The following is a 17,342-nucleotide window of genomic DNA, read 5'->3' as shown; positions in this document are numbered from 1 at the left end:
CCGGCATCACGCCCGAGTTCACCAGAACCGACATCAGCACCATGAATGCGTCGCTACTGCGCGGCCAACTTGATGCTCGAAGTGGCCGACGGGCGGTCTCTGACCACGTCTGCGTGACGCCTACGCCCCCCGACGGACCGGGCGTGCGCAACAAGGTGGTGGCCTCATGGGGTTACGGGCCTCGTGGCCGGCCATCGTGTCGCGTGCTCCGCGTGCGCGCGGAAGCTGCGCGGCCGACGGCCGGTGACACGGTGGACGGTGTCGGTGATGCGGTCCTCGGCTCCTTCGGCGACAGCTCTGTCCATGCCGGCCAGCATCGCCGCGAACTCAGGAGGCATTGACAGTGCCAGGCGATCGCGCATCTGCTCGTACGTCAACTGCCGGTGGGCGACGGTGCGCCCGGTCACCTCGCTGAGGACGGTCGCGACGTCGCCGTAGCTGAGCGCCTCCGGACCGGTGATGACCAGGTCGGCGTTGGGCGCCTGGGCGTCGGTCAGTGTATGCACGGCGACGGCCGCGATGTCGTCGGCGTCAACGAAGGCCACGCGTCCCTCGCCCGCCGCGGTCAAGATCGTCCCCTCCTCGCGGATGCTCCGGGCGTGCATGTGGTCGCCGGTGAAGTTCTGCATGAACCATGACGGCCGTAGTGCCGCCCACTCGTCGAACAGGCCGGGCAGAGCCTGGTGCACCTGTCCAACAGCGGGGCCGCCGGCGGGGATCGCCGAGGAACTGAGCAGTACGGCGCGTCGCACTCCGGAAGCACGTGCTTGTTGCAGGAAGGGAAGCATGATGTCGGCCGGGTCCGCGGAGGTCAGGGGCGGGACGAGGTAGACGTGGTCGGTGCCGTCCAGGGCCTGTTCGTACGTCGTGCGGTCGTACCAGTCGAAGCGGACGCTCTGCGTGCCGTGGACGTGAGCGGTGCTTCGGCTGGCCGCCTTGACCCCGTACCCCCGGGCGGCGAGGCCCCGGGCGACCCGGCTGCCGGTGGTGCCGGTGGCTCCTGTGACCAAGACGGTGCCGGGGGCGGTCATCGGCCGCTCCGCGTGAAATCGGCCGCGCCGTCCTGGGGAACGGCGAGCGGGTTCCAGTAGTCGCGGTAGCGGGTGATGCGGCCGTCCACGACCGACACGACGGCGATGTACGTCATGTCGAAGGGGGCCCCGCTGTGGACCAGTCGCCCCACTCCACGCATCTCGACCACGATCGTCTCCGCATCGTCGGTCTGGTGGATCTTCAGGTCGGGGAAGTCGTGGAGGTCGATGTGGTTGGGGTAGTCGCGCATGTAGTCGCTGACGGCGGTCTTGCCCTCCAGCCTCCTCGGCCACCCTTCGGGGGCGAAGGGGAACTCGAAGACTCCGTCTTCGTCCCACAGGTCGACCCAGGCGGGGATGTCCTTGTCGAGCAGTAGCCGCAGGCCGTGACCGTACAGGTCCGCCGGTCGCGCAGGCGTCGTGGTCATGGGAGCTCCCTCCGATACGATACGGACCCTGGGTCCGCTTATCCGTGAACGATACGGACCCGTGGTCCGTTTATGCAACTGGAGGGACGCCGTGCCCGAACGCAAGCCCCGCGCGGACGCCGTACGCAACCGCGAGGCCGTCCTCGCGGCGGCCGACCGGCTCTTCGCCGACTGCGAGAGTCCCGAGCAGGTGACCATGGCCGACATCGCGGCTGCGGCCGGCGTCGGCAAAGCGACTCTCTTCCGCGGCTTCACCGATCGCACCGGCCTGATTCGCGCGCTGTACGAAACCCGGCTCGAACCGATTCGCCAGGCCATTACGGACGGCCCGCGCCCTCTCGGACCCACCACCCCGCCGATGGAGCGCGCCCTCGCGCTGCTCGACGCGGTCCTGTGCTTCAAACTCGACCATCGACACCTCTCCCTGGCGCTGGAAGCAACGGGAACCGACAGCCCCTACAGCGCAGAGCACTACGACTGGTGGCACGAGACGCTCCGCCGCGTACTGGAGCAGCTTCCCGGCTTCCAGGGCAGCGACTTCGCCGCGCACGCACTGCTCGCGGCCGTCCGCGCCGACCTCGTCGACCACCTGGTCGACCGTCAGAACATGCCTCGTGAGCAATTGCGGGCGGAACTGGCGACGTTCGCGGCCCGAGTCCTGACCGACTCGAGCCGCGAGGGACCGAATGCCGAGCACTGATCCGGACTGCGAGGCACGGCGAGCAGGTCCGATCAACTGCGGGCCAGTGGCCCAGCTGTGCAGTCAGGGATCCGCTGTCGCCCGCAGTCGGCTCGATGGAGTACGGCCGACGATGCTCTCGTCGTCCGCCGTCACGGAAGAGCGGTCACCCCCATCTGTCATTCTCATGACCAGGAGGCTGACCCAGAAGAAGCCTGCCCGCGGCTGGGCGAAAAAGCCGAGTCCCACCGGTCGAGCCGGTCTACGAGGAAGACTCGGGCCGTCGTCGCCGAACTGCCGGTGTCGGGTCATCGAGCCCTGAGAACGTGGGCCCACGGCTCATCGATGTCGGCCAGCCCGAGCACGGCGACCACGTTGTCGAGCATTCCGTGGACGCACTGGAGACCCATTACAACGGGTCCCACCAGCCGCCGGCCCATGCGAACGCCGCTGCAGCCGAGTTGCTGCTCTGGCTCGGGTTCACCGATGTGCAGCGTGATGCGGACGGTGAGGTCACCGGGTCAACCCCTGAGACGACGCCGGGGTTCATCCTCACTCAGGGCGCTGACCACCTCGGGCGCTGTGTCGCCCTGGTGGGCAAGGGGACTCCCCCGGTGCCAGCGGCGCTGACGTCGCCGTAGACGTCCCCCTGCTGAAGCAGACGGTCAACCACCACCTGGTGACGAAGGGACTGGCCTACCCCACGTTCTACCGCGGCCTCTTCAAGGACCTCCGCCTCGAACTGACCAAGGTGGGGCAGAAGGCCAGCGAGGACGACAAAGGGTTGTGGAAGGACGACGTGACGACGACCGGGGCAAAGATCACGGGCCTGTCGTCGATCACCGACGACGTCGTCATCCTGCCGAAGCTGTTCCGGAGAATGGTCGGCTACTTCGCCATCGGCACTTCGTCGGTCTCCTGCCTCCCCGCATACCTGGCGGGTAAGGAGGACCCCTTCACCATCCTGTCCACCAACGAGCGTCGCATCGGCCTGCATCACATCGTCGAGGTCACCAACGGCAACACCGTCCGCATGACACACCCGTCCACCGACCTGCTCTTCGACGAGGCGTAAGGAGGCCAGCTCCGAGGACCGGCACGCCAGACCTGGCCGGCTTCCAGGCGCTGTCCGGGCTGCTCACCGGGTAACAAGCCCTCGGCGCGGCCGCGGCGCCGGCCGCCGCCTACCACGAGCGTCTTGCCCGGGCCTGCCCGGCGGACCTCGCCGGGCTGATCAACGCCTGCCACTCCGCTGCCGGACAACCGAAGCGTCCACCACAGGGACCTGGCCAGGCAGTGGCACGCCGCCGTCCTGGCACCTTCATCCCTATACGCGTGAACGCCTCGGGTGTACGCCTGCGCAGGCAGGCGGTGCTGGTGTTGATCGTGCCGAGCCGGTGTCCCTTTGTCGCGTCGATCTGTGCGATGTCTCCGCTCTGGTCGCACAGGAAGATCTTCGCGTTTTCTTGGTCGAAGTGGGCGGTGCAGGCGAACCTTTGGCGCTCGGACAGTGCGCGTAATAGCTGCGGTGTGCAGCCGACCCATCCAATGGCGCCGAAGATCTCCACGGCGGCCGACCATTCACCAGAGACCTGGCATACGGCCAGCATGGGAGGCTGCCGCTCGGCGGCCTGCTACTGCTCCATGAACCACGCGTCGTCGTAGTGCTCGCGCAGGGCTGCCGCTACGTCCTCGAACGGCTGCGGATCGCTGACTGCGAGGATGGCGAGGCCCGGGGCCCGCCGCAGTCCATTCCCTCCCGCACCACCGCCACCGCCACCGCCACCAGGCGTTTGCCTCAGCCACGGAATAGTCCCGCTCTCCTCAGGGTTGCCACCCCACGAGAACATGCACATGCATTGATCCTGGAGGAGACTGTCATGAAGATCGGCATCATCGGCGCGGGCAACATCGGTGGCAACCTCACCCGGCGGCTCACCGCCCTCGGCCATGACGTGTCCGTGGCCAACTCCCGTGGCCCCGAGACCCTCGAGGCACTGGCCGAGGAGACCGGTGCGACCCCGGTCGCGGCGGTCGAGGCCGCCAAGGGCGCCCAGATCGTCGTGGTCACCGTCCCGCTCAAGCGAGTCCCCGACCTCCCCTCCGGACTACTGGACGGCGCGGCCGAAGGCGCGGCCGTGATCGACACCGGCAACTACTACCCGCAGCAGCGGGACGGCCGGATCGCCGCGATCGAGGACGAGGGTCTGACGGAGAGCCTCTGGACGGAACGGCACCTCGGCCACCCCGTGATCAAGGCCTTCAACGGCACCTACGCCCAGGACATCCTGGAGCGTCCCCGTCCGGCCGGCGACGCCGAGCGCATGGCCCTGCCGGTGGCCGGCGACGACGCGGCCGCCAAGCAGGCCGTCCGCGATCTCATCGACGAGCTCGGTTTCGACACGGTCGACGCGGGCGGCATCGACGACTCCTGGCGCCAGCAGCCGGGCACCCCGGTGTACGGCCTGCGGGCGGGTGCCGAAGCCGTACGGAAGGCTCTGACGGAGGCATCCCCGGAGCGGCCGGCGGACTTCCGCGGCTAGCACCGCAACGGTCTTTGTGCTGATTGCCGGGCATTTTCAGGGGCTGTGCCCCGGCTCGCGGGCGTCGCAGGACGGTCAGGCAGGCGCGGGCGGCCATGACCAGGGCCATGTGGCGGTGCCGGTCGGGACAGCGGCGGGCCTGGTAGTCGTCCGGGGCGCCACGACGAACGGCGAGTGGGACACGGTCCCTTGTCACACGGGGATGAAATTCCGTTCCTGAGGACTCAACTCCCCCACAGCCAAGGCTGATTCGCTCAAGCATTCGCACCGGCGCTGCCATATTCGACAACCACTGCGGAGGTGGTTGTGACCAAAGAGGCGACCAAAGAGGCGGCGACATCCGGTCCGGCGCAGGTGGTTGCGCCCGCGCCCCGGAGCACCGCGGAACGCGTCACCGACCTGGCCCGCCGCCGCGAACAGGCGCTGGTGCCGGGCGGCGCGAGGAGGCGCGGAGAGTTCGGGGCCCGGGAGCGGATCGACCGGCTGGTGGACAAGGGCTCCTTCACCGAGACCGGCCTGTTCGTGCGGGCGCGGCCCACCGGGGACGTCGACCGACGACCCTGCGGCGACGGGGTGGTCACCGGGTACGGCACGGTCGACGGGCGCCGGGTGTGCGTGTTCGCCCAGGACTCCGCGGTCTTCGGCGGCAGCATGGGCGAGGCGTTCGGCGAGAAGACCGTCGCCCTCATGGACCTCGCCCTGAAGACCGGCTGTCCGGTCGTCGGGCTCAACGACGGGGGCGGCGCCCGTATCCAGGAGGGTGTCGCCTCGCTCGCCCTCTATGCCGAGTTGGTGCGACGCAACGTGCAGGCGTCCGGGGTGATTCCGCAGATCTCGGTCGTGCTGGGGCCGTGTGCGGGCGGGGCGGCGTACTCTCCGGCGATCACCGACTTCACGGTGATGGTCGACGGCGCCTCGCACATGTTCGTCACCGGCCCCGACGTCATCGAGACGGTCACCGGCGAGCGCGCCACCGCCGAGGAACTGGGCGGCGCCCGCACCAGCAACACCGTCAACGGCAACGCGCACTTCCTCGCCGCCGACGAGGAGGACGCCCTGGACGTCGTACGCGATCTGCTGTCGTATCTTCCCGCCAACAACCTGGAGCGGCCCCCGGAGTACGCGCCCGGCGACGCCCCCGCGGGGGGCGGGCTCGACTCCGTCGTCCCGGACCGGCTCGGGCAGGCCTACGACATGCGGGAGATCCTGCGGGCGGTCGTCGACGACGGTGAACTGCTGGACGTGCAGGAGCTGTTCGCGCCGAACATCATCTGCGCCCTGGCGCGCGTCGAGGGCCGGTCGGTCGGCGTCGTCGCCAACCAGCCACTGCACGCCGCCGGTGTCCTCGACATCGACGCCTCCGAGAAGGCCGCACGGTTCGTACGGTTCTGCGACGCGTTCGGCATTCCGCTGCTGACCTTCGCCGACGTCCCGGGCTACCTGTCCGGCGTACGACAGGAGCGGGGCGGCATCATCCGCCGCGGCGCCAAGCTGCTGTACGCCTACGCCGAGGCCACCGTCCCCAAGGTCACGGTCGTGGTGCGCAAGGCGTACGGCGGCGGGTACGCGGTGATGGGCTCCAAGCACCTCGGCGCCGACATCAACCTCGCCTGGCCCACCGCCCGCATCGCCGTCATGGGGGCCGAGGGAGCGGTGGGTGTCCTGCACCGGCGCGAGCTGGCCGCCGCCGATGATCCCGAGGCGCTGCGTGCCCGCCTGGTCGCCGCGTACGAGCGCACGCACGGCACGCCCTACCTCGCCGCCGAACGCGGATACGTCGACGCCGTGATCGCCCCTCGCGACACCCGCGCCCACATCTGCCGCGCCCTGAACGCCCTGCACGGCAAACGCGCCCCGTTGCCGCAGCGCAGGCACGGCAACATCCCGCTCTGAGCCCCGAGCTGCGTCCCGCCCGATCCCGCGACGTCAGGAGCCACACCAGATGGACAGCCGCCGCCCCCCGCTCGCCCCCGTGTGCCGGACCCTGCCCCAGTACGTGCGGCACTGGGCCGAAACCACCCCCGACCGCCGGGCGTTCACCTTCGTCGAGTACCCGGCGCCGCACTCACGCGGCGTCCACCGCACCCTGACCTGGCGGCGCCTGGACGTGCGGGTGCGCGCGCTCGCCGCCCGCCTCGCCGAGCAGGCCGAACCGGGCGCGCGCGTCGCGTTGTTGTGTCCGCAGGGCACGGAGTACGTCATCGGATTCCTGGCGGCGCTCACGGCCGGGCTGGTCGCCGTGCCCCCGTATCCGCCCGGCCTGCCCGGGCACACGGACCGGCTCTCGGGTGTCCTGGCCGACGCCCGCCCCGCGGCCGTCGTGACCACGAGTCGCGTGCGGCAGGAGGTGCGGGACTTCTGTGCGCGTGCGGGCGAGGGCGACGGTGACGTGGTGGGCCGGATGCGGATCGTCTGTGCCGACGAGGTGCCGGACGACGATGCCCGGGGCCGGCGGCCGGTGGACCCGGATGCCGGAGCGACGGCCTATCTGCAGTACACCTCCGGTTCGACGCGCGCTCCGGCGGGTGTGGAGATCACCCACGCCAACGTCGTCGCCAACGCCCGGCAGGCGCTGGCCGCCTACGGCGCCGACGCCCATCCGGTGACCTGCGTGGGCTGGCTGCCGCTCTACCACGACATGGGGCTGGTGCTCAGCGTCGCCGCGCCCGTGGTGCGCGGTGCGCTGTCGGTGCTGATGGACCCGGCCGCCTTCCTGAACGAGCCCGTGCGGTGGCTGCGGCTGCTCGGCGCGCATCCGCGGGCCATCAGCGCCGCGCCCAACTTCGCGTACGACTACTGCGTCGGCGCCGTCACGGATGGTCAGAAGGCGGACCTGCGCCTCGACGGTGTCACCGCGCTGATCAACGGCAGCGAGCCGGTCCGTCCGGGCACGGCCGACCGTTTCCACGCCGCCTTCGCGGACCGGGGCCTGCCCGCCACGGCCCACTGTCCCTCGTACGGGCTCGCCGAGGCCACCGTCTTCGTCAGTGCCGCCCGGCCCGGTGCGTCGCTCGGCCGGTTCGCTCTCGACCGGGACGCCCTCGCCGCCGGGAAGGCACTGCCCGCGCGGCCCGACGACCCCAGGGCCGTTCTGCTGGCCGGCTGCGGCACCCCGGCGGGCCAGCGGGTCCGGATCGCCGACCCGGCCACCTGTGCCGTCCTGTCCGAGGGGGAGGTCGGGGAGATCTGGGTGCAGGGGCCCAACGTCGGCCGCGGCTACTGGAACCGGCGGGAGGAGAGCGAGCGGGTCTTCGGGGCCGAGTTCGACGGCGCCGCGGACGCGCCGGGCGGCCGTTGGCTTCGTACCGGCGACCTGGGCGCCGTGCTGGAGGGCCAGTTGATCGTCACCGGGCGGCTGAAGGATCTCGTCATCGTCGACGGCCGCAACCACTATCCGCAGGACCTGGAGGCCACGGCCCAGGAAGCGCATACGGCTGTACGCCGCGACCGGCTCGCCGCCTTCGCCGTGCCCGGCGGCGCGGGCGAGCGGGTGGTCGTGGTGGCCGAGCACGTACGCACCGTTTCCCTGGCCGAGCTCGATGTGCGGGCCGTCGTGCGGGCCGTGCGCGGTGCCGTCTCATCGCGGCACGGGCTGCGGCTCGCCGATGTCGTACTCGTGCCGCCGGGCGCGGTCGCCCGCACCTCCAGCGGCAAGGTGTCACGGGCCCTGACCCGGGCGCGGTACCTGGAAGGTGCATACGCGCCGCCCCGGGCCGACACCGCGGCCGGTAGCACGTCGAGGACCGCGGGATGAGGGGCGTCGACGCGGCGGCGCTCCGTCGGGTGATCGCCGAGCGGGTGGCTTCCTGGAACGGCACGGCGCCCGAGGACGTCCCGATGGACCGGCAGCTCGCGGACCTCGGCATGTCCTCGCGGGACGCGGTCGCCCTGGCCGGTGAGTTGTCCCGCGCAACGGGCTTCGAGCTGCCGCCGACGTTGCTGTGGGAGGCGCCCACCGGGGAGGCGCTGGTGGCGCGGCTGTGCGGTAGGGCCCCGGGGCCAGCGCCGCTCGTCAAGGCGCCCGGCTCCGGCTCGCCCGGTGAGCCCGTCGCGGTCATCGGCGTCGGCTGCCGGCTGCCCGGCGGGGTGCACGGGCCGGGCGACTACTGGCGGCTGCTGTGCGAGGGCGTGGACGCGATCCGGCGCGTACCCGAGGACCGCTGGCGGGACTTCACCGCCTACCCGCCCGCCGACGCGCACCCTTACGGCGGTTACCTCGACGACATCGCCGGGTTCGACGCGGACTTCTTCCGCATCACTCCGCGCGAGGCCGCGGTGATGGACCCCCAGCAGCGGATCCTGCTGGAGGTCGTCCACGAGGCGCTCGACCACGCCGCCGTCCCGGCCGCGTCCCTGGCGGGCACCGCCACGGGCGTCTTCGTCGGTGTCTCCGCCCCGGAGTACGGGCAGTTGACCGGCGCGGACCCCGACGCCGTGGACCCGTGGGCCCCGGCCGGTGCGGCCCTGAGCGTCACCGCGGGCCGGCTGGCGTACGTCCTGGACACGCGCGGGCCGTGCCTGGCCGTGGACACCGCCTGCTCGTCCTCGCTGGTCGCGGTGCACCACGCCTGCGTCAGCCTGCGGGCGGGCGAGAGCGACACGGCGATCGCCGCCGGGGTCAATCTGCTGCTGTCGCCCGCCGTCACGGTCGCTTTCCGGCGCGCGGGCGCCCTCGCGCCGGACGGACGGTGCAAACCGTTCTCGGCGGGGGCCGACGGCATCGGGCGCGGCGAGGGCTGCGCGGCCGTGGTCCTCAAGCGGCTGTCCCACGCCGAGCGGGACGGCGACCGGGTGCTGGCGGTGATCCGTACCACGGCAGTCAACTCCGATGGCCGGTCCAACGGTCTGATGGCCCCCAACCCCGCAGCCCAGCAGGCCCTGTTGGAGACGGCCTACGCGCGGGCCGGGCTCACCCCGGCGCACGTCGACCACGTCGAGGCGCACGGTACGGGCACCCCGTTGGGCGACCCGATCGAGGCGGGCGCACTCGGCGCGGTCCTCGGGCCGGGCCGCGACCCCGATCAGCCGCTGCTGCTCGGCTCGGTCAAGGGCAACCTCGGTCACCTGGAGTCCGCCGCGGGCGTGGTCGGCCTGGTGAAGACCGTCCTCGCCCTGCACCACGACCTCATCCCGCCCTCCCTGCACTGCGCGGACGGCAGCGCCCTGCGCGACCCCCGGCTGCGCGTGGTGACTGAGCCCGAACCGTGGCCCCGCTACGGCGGCACCGCGACCGCCGGGGTCTCCGGATTCGGGTTCGGCGGCACCAACGCCCATGCGGTGCTGGAGGAATGGCGACCCGTCAGTCCGCCGTCACCCCGGGCCGACGGGCCGGCCGCCCGCCTGCACCTCCTCTCCGACGCCGACCCCGAGCGGGTCCGCGACACCGCGGGCCGGCTCTCCACCTGGCTGCGGACGCCCGAGGGCCGCGCGGCGCACCCCGCCGACGTGGCCCGCACACTCGCCGGGCGCACCGGCCGCGGGCCCGTACGTGCCGCGGTCGTGGCCCGTGACCACGACGAACTCGCCACCGCCCTCGACGAGTTGGCGGCCGGTCGCCCGGACGGGCGGGTCACGACCGGTGACCGGGACCTCGTGGGGCCCGGCACGGTGTGGGTCTTCTCCGGATACGGCACCCAGTGGCCCGGCATGGGACGCCGACTGCTCGCCGAGGAACCCGCGTTCGCCGCCGCCGTGGAGAAACTCGACCCACAGCTCGCCGCCGAGTGCGGCGGCCTGTCCCTGTACGACCACCTGACGTCGGGCACCGGCCTGGACCGTCTCGAAACCGCCCAACCTCTCCTGTTCGGCCTGCAGTTGGCACTCGCCGAGCTGTGGCGCTCGTACGGTGTCGAGCCCGCGGCCGTGATCGGCCACTCCATGGGCGAGGTGGCGGCGAGTGTGTGCGCCGGGGCCCTGGACGTGGCCGACGGGGCGCGTGTCGTCGCCGTACGCGCTCGTCTGCTGAGCGGGCTGAGTGGCGGCGCGATGGCCGTGGCCGATCTGAACGACTCCGAACTCGACCGCCTGGAACGGGACTTCCCGGGGGTGCAGGTCGCCGTTCACTCCTCGCCGCGGCAGAAGGTCGTGACAGGAGGGGAGGCAGCGGTGGAGCGTCTGGTGAGCCGTCTCCAGCAGGAGGGCCGGGCCGTCCGGGCGATGCGGGTCGTGGGCGCCGGGCACTCCCCGCAGGTCGACGCGCTGCTGCCGGGGCTGACCGACGCGCTGGCCGGTGTGCGGGGGCGCCGGGCGCGCGTCCCCGTGTACTCCACCGTTCTCGACGACCCGCGCGGCGAGAGCGTGTTCGACGCCGCCCACTGGGCCGCCAACCTGCGGCGGCCGGTACATCTGGACCGGGCCGTCGCGGCGGCAGCGGCCGACGGGCATACGGCATTCGTCGAGATCTCACCCCATCCGGTGCTCACGGGCGCCCTCACCGACACCGTGCCCGGCGCGCTCGCCCTGGCCACGCTGCGCCGTGACGCGGACGGATCGGCGGCGTTCGCCGGGCAGTTGGGCGCCCTGTACACGGCGGGGCAGCGGCTGCCGCTTCCGCCCGGCAGGGTCATCGACCTGCCAGGTCCGCGCTGGCGGCATGCGCGGCACTGGTGGACGGACGGGAGGACGGGGCCGGTGGCTGTGCCGGCGTCGGCCGGGCGGCACGCCGGTGGCGACGCGGGCGCACCGGAGCATGGCGGCAGCCACGCGCATGCCGATGCGGCGGGACCCGCAGACGGCCGGGCGCACCTGGCGGAGCACTCCCCCGCACTGGCTCGCCTGACCCACCACATCGCCTCCGTGACCGGCCACGCCCCGATCCGGATCACCCCCGCCACCGCGCTCGCCGATCTCGGCCTGGACTCCCTCATGGCGATCCGCATCCGTACGGCCGTCGAGCGCGAGTTCGGCGTCGAACTGCCCCTGCGCGACCTGCTCGCCGCCGGCACGGTCGCCGAGGCGGCCGCCCGTGTCGAGCAAGCCCTCCCCCAGTCGGCCGGTGGCGTGTCCCCGCGTCCCTTGCGCGCCACCGGCTCCCGGCCCCCGCTGTTCCTCGTGCACGCGGCCGGCGGTCCCACCACCGTGTATCAGGCGCTCGCCGAAGGGCTGGGCGCCGAGCAGCCGGTGTTCGGGCTCGACCGGATCGACGAGGCCCGCACGGTGCCGGACAAGGCGCGCCACTACGCCGAGGTGATCAGTGCCGCGCACCCCGACGGGCCCGTCCTGCTGGGTGGCTGGTCCTTCGGCGGCTTCGTCGCCCAGGAGACCGCACGGCAGCTGGCGGCCGCAGGACGGGACGTACCGCTCGTGGTGCTCATCGACTCGGTACGGCCCCTCCCCCGGCCCGGACTGACACCGGCCGACCGGCTCCGGGCGCACTTCGAGGGGTTCGCGGGGCACGTCGCCGAAACCTACGGTGTGCGGCTGGAGTTGCCGTACGACGACCTGGTGGCGATGGACGACGACAGGGACCGTATCGACGCCGTGCTCCGGGCCGTGCGGGAGGCCGTCGACGTGCCGCGCGCCGCGTTGGAGCACCAGCGCGCCTCCTACCTGGACCTGAGGATCGGTGAGGCGCACCGGCCGGGCGGGTACGACGGCCGGGTTCTGCTCTACCGCGCCGGCGAGCCGGCGCCGCACACGGTGCGCGATCCGGCGTACGAGCGCGACGACGAGGCGCTGGGCTGGGACGAGGTGTGCCCGTGTCTGGAGGTCGTACGGGTGAGCGGACATCATCTGTCGCTGCTGGACCCGCCGTACGTCGACGAGATCGCCACGCATCTGAGCCGGGCGCTCGCCGAGCGCACCCCGTCCCCCTGAACCAGAGCCCGATTCCCCTGAACCGGAACCCGAAGCCCGGAACCCGAGGAGCCGCCATGCCCGACCGCATCACCGGAGTGTCCCGGCGCACCGTCGCCAAGGCGGCGACCGCCGCCGGTCTGACCGTTCTGTTCGGCACCGCGACCGGTACGGGTCGCGCCCGGGCGGCGACCCGGCTGGGACCGCGCACGTTCGAGGTGTCCGTGTCCTCCGCCGCCCTGGGCCGCGACGCACCGGTGCGGCTCATACTGCCGTCGGGCTTCGACGCGGACCCGGCGCGGACGTATCCGGTGCTGTATCTGCTGCACGGCGCCCACGACGACCACACGTCCTGGACGCGGGAGACGGACATCGAGGCCTTCACCGAGGGCCGCGACCTGATCGTGGCGATGCCGGACGCGGGGCCGACCGGCATTCCCAGCGTCTGGCGCGACGGCTCCGACTACGAGACCTTCCAGGTGAAGGAGGTGCCCGCGCTGCTCGCACGTGACTACCGGGCCTCCGGTGTACGGGCCGTCGCCGGTGTCTCGACCGGAGGGTACGGGGCGATGGCGCACGCGGCCCGGCATCCGGGCGTGTTCGCCGCGGCGGCCTCCTACAGCGGGGTCCTGGACACCACCGCGCCCGGCGTGCCCGCCATCGTGGACGCCATCGTGGCCCGGGAGAACCTGCCGACCGCCTCCCTGTGGGGCCACCCGGTACTGAATCTGCTGACCTGGCGGGACTTCAACCCTCGCGCCCGTGCCGCGGGGCTGAGCGGTACCGCTCTGTACGTATCGCAGGGCAGCGGTCTGTTCGGTGGCGGCGGCGATCCTCTGCCCAGCGCGCTGGAGAGCGCCCTGTGGCCCTCCGCGCACAGCTTCACCGACGCGCTGGCTCGTCTCGGCATCCCGGTGGACAGCCACTTCTACCCGGGGGGAGAACACAACTGGGCATACTGGAAGCAGGAGTTCACCGCGTCATGGCCGATGCTCGCCCGTGCCCTGGGCGTACCGGAGTGACTTCGTTGCCGTGGGGGCACGGAACGAATCGGAGGGAGCGTCCGTCCAACCAAGGACGCCTCACTCGCCCCACGGACAACACCGCGCGGGCGAACCGGTTCCGGGCGAAAGGAGTGTCCGCGATGGCGTTCCCCGCCCCGCACAACCTGACGAACGGCGCCGGGGCCACCCCGGTGCCGGCCGAGCTGGCGGAGCTGCTCCGCGCTCAGCTCACCGCCGTCGCCGATCAGGTGGAGGCGGAGGTCCGCCGTCAGGTTCCCGAATACGCCCAGCCGCCCGACGGCCCGTACGGCAGGAACCTGAGGGCCGGGGTGGTGCAGGCCCTGACCCTGTTCGTGGACCACATCGCCGACCCGCGCGACGACGGGGAGTCGATCGCCGCGACGTACAACGCCCTGGGGCGTGCCGTGGCCCAGGAAGGCCGGAACCTGGACGTGCTCCAGTCCGCCCTGCGGGTGGGCGGGATGCATGCCTGGCGGATCATGGGTCGCACGGCGGAGACACTCGGGCTGGACTCGACGGTCGTGGCCGCGCTGGGCGAACTCGCGTTCCGGACGGTGCACGAGGTCGCGGAGGCCGCCGCCGCCGGTTTCGCGGAGGAGCAGCTGCGCAGCTCGGACGAGCTGGAGCGGCGCCGTCGGCAACTGCTCGACCTGCTGCTGGGCGAGGGCCCGGTGGTCCCGGAGGCGGTCCGGAAACTGGCGCACGGCGCACGATGGACGGTGCCGCGGCAGGTGGCCGTCGTGGCGCTCGCGGGTGCCCCCGACCGGCGCGAGGAGGACCGGCCGCCGGCCTCGTCGGGGGCCCTGGTGGACATGGAGTCCCGGCCGCCCCGCATGCTGGTCCCCGTTCCCGACGGCTCCGGGAGGTGGGCCGGGCACGGTTTCGAACTCGCGCTGCGGGGACGTCCGGCCGCGATAGGCCCGACGGTGCCGCTCGCCGAGGCGGCGCAGTCACTGCGGTGGGCCACAAGGGCCCTGGGGCTGATGGGGCGCGGAGTCCTGCCCCGGCAGGACGTGGTGCGCTGCGCCGATCACCTGTCGACGCTGCTGCTTTACGCCGACGAGCCGCTGCTCGGCCGACTGCGGGCCGGCGCCCTCGCCCCGCTCGACTCGGCGTCGGCGGGACAGCGCGCACGGCTCGCCGAGACGCTGCTGGCGTGGCTGCTCAGCGGCAGCAACGTCCCGGACGTCGCCGCACGGCTGCACATCCATCCGCAGACGGTCCGCTACCGGCTGCGCCAGCTGGAGAAGCTGTTCGGCGACGCCCTGCACGATCCCGACACCCGCCTGGAGTTGATACTGGCGCTGCGCGCGGAATCGATGAACACCCCGCAGGACTGATTACCGGTACGCGTCCGGGATTCATCCGGCAGTCATACGACACTCGTCCGGCGCTCATCCGGCGACAAAAAATCGCGGCACTTCCATAATTCCGTCCATAACACTCCGCCCAGTACAGCGAATACGTTCGGGAAGTCCTTTTTCGCGGGCGCATCCCGCGCCCCCATTCGCGGAGGATCCCATGCGTATGCGCTTGTGCCTGGCCGCGCTCTCCCTGGTCGGCGGAGCCGGACTCGCCACCCTCTCAACGCCCCCAGCCGCGGCCGCGGCCTGCACGGACATCGACGTCGTCGCGGCCCGCGGCACCTTCGAACCGGGCACGCTCGGCTTCATCGTGGGCGACCCCGTGTATTCCGCGCTGCAGAAGAAAATCACCGGAAAATCCCTCTCCAGCTACAAGGTGAACTACCCCGCGGACCTTTCCCCGACCTCGGCCGCACAGGGCAACACGGATCTGGTGAACCACGTCAAACAGCAGACCGCCGCCTGCCCGAACCAGCGCTTCATCCTCGTCGGCTATTCGCAGGGGGCGAACGTCGTCGACAACTCCATCGGCATCAGCAGCGAGGGTGCGGTGGTCGGCAGCCCCATCGTGGCCACCCTGCCGGCCGCGGTCGAGCCGAAGGTCGCCGCGGTGCTGCTGTTCGGCAACCCGATCCGGGCCCTCGGCAAGAGCGTCACCGGCGTCTACCAGAGCCGCACGATCGACTTCTGCGCCGAGGGCGACCCCGTCTGCGAGAACGGCGGGAACGACGTGGGAGCGCACCTCGGCTACACGGCGAACGCCGACGCGGCGGCCGCGTTCGCCGCGGGCAAGGTCTGAGCCGCAGGGCATCACCCATGCCAAGGGTCCGGGAGGATCCCCTCCCGGGCCCGTTCCCGTACGGCTACTGCGGCGTCCTCGCGAATCGAGTGAGGTCGTGGATGGGCGACGGCCCGACGGTCCGCCCACCCGCCACCGACCTGTCTGCGCCCCCTACGCCTCAGGTTCGACCCAGGCCAGCCCGTCCGCCGACGCCACCAGACCGCCGGGCCGCAGCGGCGCCTCCTTCTCCAACGGCCCGCCGAACAGCCCGCGTTCCTGGAGGGCGGTTCCCTCCTGGAACACCTGTCGGAAGCTCTTGGACTCGTAGAGCGGATTGCGCAGGTCGTCGGCGTCGGGAAGGCGGCGCACGGCCCGCTCGAAGTCGTCGGCGACGGTCGCAAGCCGCGCGCCCACCGGCCCGGCCCCGGTGAGCGACGCGTCGCCGGACGCCAGACCGCCCACCAGCTCGACGAACGCCTCGAGTTCCGTCGAGCCGACGTTGGTGACCTTGCGCGCCTTCCAGAAGTACGACCGTTCGTCCTGGTGCATGTCGTAGAAGGAGACCAGGAAGTCGTGGAACAGGCCGTACTCGTGCCGGTAGCGGGCCTCGAACTCGGCGAACAGCCGGTCCTCGTCCAGGGCTGCGGAGAGGTAGCCGTTGATGGACCGGGCGGCGAGCAGCGCGCCGTACGTCGCGAGATGGACCCCGCTCGACAGCACCGGATCGACGAAGCACGCCGCGTCTCCGACGAGCACCATGCCTGGCCGCCACAGCCGTGACTTCCAGTACGACCAGTCCTTGCGGACGCGGACCTGGTCGTAAGGCGGCTCGATGGCCTGTGGGACGCCGTCGAGGAAGCCGCGTACCTCCGGGCAGGCGTCGATCAGGCGGCGCCAGGCGGTCGCCGGATCCCGCTGGATCGCCTCGGCGTTCTCGCGGGCGACCACGGCTCCGACGCTGGTCAGGTCGGACCGGAGCGGGATGTACCAGATCCAGCCCTCGTCGAAGGCGGCGCAGAAGATGTTGCCGTCGTTCGGCGCCGGGAGCCGCGCGCCGCCGGCGAAATAGCCGAACACCGCGATGTTGCGGAAGAAGTCGGAGTAGGTCCGTTTCCCGCCGACGTGCGGGTGGATCCTGCTGCCGTTGCCGGAGGCGTCCACGACGTACCGGGCGGTGGCCTCGCGGATCTCGCCGTCGGGACCGGTCCAGCGCACCCCGCGGACCCGCCCCTGCTCGCCTTCGTCGGCGAGCACGCCGGTCACGCGACAGCCCTCCCGGACGTCGACGCCGACCCTGCGTGCGTTGTCGAGGAGGATCGCGTCGAACCGGGACCGCTCGACCTGGTAGGCGAACGAGGTCGGGTCGGCCAGCCGGGGCGACAGTGCGAAGGAGAACTGCCAGGGGTCGCGGTTTCGGCCCCAGCGGAAAGTGCCGCCGCGCTTCGGCTTGAAGCCCGCGGCGGCCATCTCGCCCTCGACGCCGAGGATCCGGCACACACCGTGCACGGTCGACGGGAGCAGGGACTCGCCGATCTGATACCGGGGGAAGGTCTCCTTCTCGACGAGGAGGACGCGATGGCCGTGCAGGGCGACGGCCGCCGAGACGGTGGCCCCGGCCGGGCCACCGCCCACCACGATGACGTCGAAGTCCTGCGTGAGCCTGGCAGAACTTGCAGAACTCACGGAACTCACCGAAC

At 71.9% G+C, this 17,342-nt stretch carries 14 protein-coding genes; 10 read left to right on the top strand and 4 right to left on the bottom strand.

The genetic code is table 11. The annotated features are described in order from the left end of the window. Positions 1–164 precede the first annotated feature (164 nt). Both ACIREI_RS02175 and ACIREI_RS02170 read right to left on the bottom strand, forming a co-directional pair. Positions 165–1,031 carry an ergot alkaloid biosynthesis protein gene (locus tag ACIREI_RS02175; protein ID WP_403326355.1) on the bottom strand — a complete coding sequence of 289 codons (867 nt, stop codon included), beginning with the start codon at positions 1,029–1,031 and terminating at the stop codon, positions 165–167. After that, entirely contained in the window at positions 1,028–1,459 is a 432-nt protein-coding gene (locus ACIREI_RS02170) for a nuclear transport factor 2 family protein (protein WP_403326352.1), read from the bottom strand. The genes ACIREI_RS02175 and ACIREI_RS02170 overlap by 4 nt, the downstream gene beginning before the upstream one ends. 91 nt (positions 1,460–1,550) lie before the next feature. On the opposite strand from ACIREI_RS02170, the gene ACIREI_RS02165 reads away from it, so the two are divergent. The 3 genes from ACIREI_RS02165 to ACIREI_RS02155 all read left to right on the top strand — a co-directional run bounded on the left by ACIREI_RS02165 (position 1,551) and on the right by ACIREI_RS02155 (position 3,213). Continuing rightward, positions 1,551–2,159, top strand: coding sequence for a TetR/AcrR family transcriptional regulator (locus tag ACIREI_RS02165; protein ID WP_403326349.1), 609 nt, complete (start codon positions 1,551–1,553; stop codon positions 2,157–2,159). A gap of 305 nt (positions 2,160–2,464) precedes the next feature. After that, positions 2,465–2,779, top strand: coding sequence for a hypothetical protein (locus ACIREI_RS02160; protein WP_403326346.1), 315 nt, complete (start codon positions 2,465–2,467; stop codon positions 2,777–2,779). Between the two features lie 38 nt (positions 2,780–2,817). After that, positions 2,818–3,213: a hypothetical protein gene (locus tag ACIREI_RS02155; protein WP_403326343.1), complete on the top strand. Its 396-nt coding sequence runs from the start codon at positions 2,818–2,820 to the stop codon at positions 3,211–3,213. Between the two features lie 559 nt (positions 3,214–3,772). Here ACIREI_RS02155 and ACIREI_RS02150 read toward each other — a convergent pair. Beyond that, on the bottom strand, positions 3,773–3,994 hold the full coding sequence (locus ACIREI_RS02150) for a hypothetical protein (RefSeq protein WP_403326340.1): 222 nt from the start codon (positions 3,992–3,994) through the stop codon (positions 3,773–3,775). Positions 3,995–4,003: 9 nt separating this feature from the next. Here ACIREI_RS02150 and ACIREI_RS02145 point away from each other — a divergent pair, with 9 nt between their 5' ends. From ACIREI_RS02145 to ACIREI_RS02115, 7 genes are all read left to right on the top strand, one after another. Beyond that, positions 4,004–4,681 (top strand): NADPH-dependent F420 reductase, encoded by a 678-nt coding sequence (locus tag ACIREI_RS02145; protein WP_403326867.1) that lies wholly within the window; start codon positions 4,004–4,006, stop codon positions 4,679–4,681. 354 nt (positions 4,682–5,035) lie between these two features. Continuing rightward, a complete protein-coding gene (locus tag ACIREI_RS02140) occupies positions 5,036–6,574 on the top strand; it encodes an acyl-CoA carboxylase subunit beta (RefSeq protein ID WP_403326865.1) in 1,539 nt (512 codons plus the stop codon). 49 nt (positions 6,575–6,623) lie between these two features. Then, complete coding sequence (locus ACIREI_RS02135; RefSeq protein ID WP_403326338.1) at positions 6,624–8,435, top strand: fatty acyl-AMP ligase; 1,812 nt, start codon at positions 6,624–6,626, stop codon at positions 8,433–8,435. Beyond that, positions 8,432–12,496: a beta-ketoacyl synthase N-terminal-like domain-containing protein gene (locus ACIREI_RS02130; RefSeq protein WP_403326336.1), complete on the top strand. Its 4,065-nt coding sequence runs from the start codon at positions 8,432–8,434 to the stop codon at positions 12,494–12,496. Before ACIREI_RS02135 ends, ACIREI_RS02130 begins: the two co-directional genes overlap by 4 nt. 56 nt (positions 12,497–12,552) lie before the next feature. Further along, the gene (locus tag ACIREI_RS02125; protein ID WP_403326333.1) at positions 12,553–13,497 is read left to right on the top strand and encodes an alpha/beta hydrolase; all 945 of its coding nucleotides are present in this window, start codon (positions 12,553–12,555) and stop codon (positions 13,495–13,497) included. Between the two features lie 122 nt (positions 13,498–13,619). Then, positions 13,620–14,840 carry a PucR family transcriptional regulator gene (locus ACIREI_RS02120; protein WP_403326330.1) on the top strand — a complete coding sequence of 407 codons (1,221 nt, stop codon included), beginning with the start codon at positions 13,620–13,622 and terminating at the stop codon, positions 14,838–14,840. A 181-nt stretch (positions 14,841–15,021) separates the two neighbouring features. After that, entirely contained in the window at positions 15,022–15,663 is a 642-nt protein-coding gene (locus tag ACIREI_RS02115) for a cutinase family protein (RefSeq protein ID WP_403326327.1), read from the top strand. Between the two features lie 153 nt (positions 15,664–15,816). Here the strand turns inward: ACIREI_RS02115 and ACIREI_RS02110 are convergent, their stop codons facing one another. Next, complete coding sequence (locus ACIREI_RS02110) at positions 15,817–17,328, bottom strand: tryptophan 7-halogenase (protein ID WP_403326324.1); 1,512 nt, start codon at positions 17,326–17,328, stop codon at positions 15,817–15,819. Positions 17,329–17,342 lie beyond the last annotated feature (14 nt).

Origin of the sequence: Streptomyces sp. NPDC093591, from assembly GCF_044764885.1 — a bacterium.
Taxonomy (GTDB): Bacteria; Actinomycetota; Actinomycetes; order Streptomycetales; family Streptomycetaceae; genus Streptomyces.
The sequence above is the reverse complement of the archived record's forward strand: the minus strand, read 5'-3'. Positions and strand labels throughout refer to the sequence as shown.

What these genes read in the sequence shown, in the direction of transcription:
- ACIREI_RS02175 (WP_403326355.1), bottom strand. Translation starts at nt 1,031, where the DNA reads ATGACCGCCCCCGGCACCGTCTTGGTCACAGGAGCCACCGGCACCACC.
- ACIREI_RS02170 (WP_403326352.1), bottom strand. Translation starts at nt 1,459, where the DNA reads ATGACCACGACGCCTGCGCGACCGGCGGACCTGTACGGTCACGGCCTG.
- ACIREI_RS02150 (WP_403326340.1), bottom strand. Translation starts at nt 3,994, where the DNA reads ATGTGCATGTTCTCGTGGGGTGGCAACCCTGAGGAGAGCGGGACTATT.
- ACIREI_RS02135 (WP_403326338.1), top strand. Translation starts at nt 6,624, where the DNA reads ATGGACAGCCGCCGCCCCCCGCTCGCCCCCGTGTGCCGGACCCTGCCC.
- ACIREI_RS02130 (WP_403326336.1), top strand. Translation starts at nt 8,432, where the DNA reads ATGAGGGGCGTCGACGCGGCGGCGCTCCGTCGGGTGATCGCCGAGCGG.
- ACIREI_RS02125 (WP_403326333.1), top strand. Translation starts at nt 12,553, where the DNA reads ATGCCCGACCGCATCACCGGAGTGTCCCGGCGCACCGTCGCCAAGGCG.
- ACIREI_RS02120 (WP_403326330.1), top strand. Translation starts at nt 13,620, where the DNA reads ATGGCGTTCCCCGCCCCGCACAACCTGACGAACGGCGCCGGGGCCACC.
- ACIREI_RS02115 (WP_403326327.1), top strand. Translation starts at nt 15,022, where the DNA reads ATGCGTATGCGCTTGTGCCTGGCCGCGCTCTCCCTGGTCGGCGGAGCC.